Here is a 693-nt window from a genome sequence, read left to right as displayed (position 1 = left end):
ACCCGCGCCAACAGGCGTAAACACAAACCCGGCTCCGGTCGCCGTTGGATGAAAGTTCAGTGGCAGGTCAATCGTGACGACCTCCCGACCTATGGCATCACGAACATGGTCGCGGAAGTCCTGCGGGGCGAACGCGTGCATCTGCCGGGCTTGTGGCGATGGAACTATCTCGCCCATGAGTGCGTCCACGGAAACGTCAGTTCTGCCAGAGAGCTTTACTGCTTGCTCGACGAACGAGCGCACCAAGGTTGCCTCGGCGACGTTGTCCACGTGCGACAGGCCACGGTAAAACGCAGCGCCGACATCCGTCGTGATTGTCGTAGTCGCAGGGTCAAGGGTGCTGGAGACGTCTTGGGCGATCTCCTCCGGCGTGGCTGCCACAATCTCAGATGCGTTCATCGCCGCCCACGGCGCCATCTTCAGGTGCCAGATTAGGCAATCAGGCATCTGGAGAAATACCCGGTCCAAGGTGAACGCAAGCCGCTCTAGCCAAACACCCTGCATATCCCAGATGCGGAACATGAAGTCCCTGTCCACAATCGCGTCACTGGAGGCCTGAGCCCACCAAACGCGAGAGCCGCGCAGCCACACTGCACGCAAAAGGCCTCTATCGAGGTCTTCGAGAGGCACTGCTGTGACCCCCGATGTTCATCCAGCGGAAACCAGAGTCGGCGATTGAATTTGGCGCGGTTG

Annotated in this window: 1 protein-coding gene; it reads right to left on the bottom strand. The window is 59.9% G+C overall.

The genetic code is table 11. From position 1 onward, the window contains the following. Positions 1 to 630, bottom strand: a 630-nt coding sequence (locus ACFHYO_RS12625; RefSeq protein WP_512700649.1) for an anti-phage protein Upx-like protein, incomplete at its 3' end; no start/stop codon positions are given. Positions 631 to 693: the final 63 nt, after the last annotated feature.

Origin of the sequence: Paracoccus panacisoli, assembly GCF_042435015.1 — a bacterium.
In the GTDB taxonomy this organism is placed as follows: Bacteria; Pseudomonadota; Alphaproteobacteria; order Rhodobacterales; family Rhodobacteraceae; genus Paracoccus; species Paracoccus panacisoli.
The sequence above is the reverse complement of the archived record's forward strand: the minus strand, read 5'-3'. Positions and strand labels throughout refer to the sequence as shown.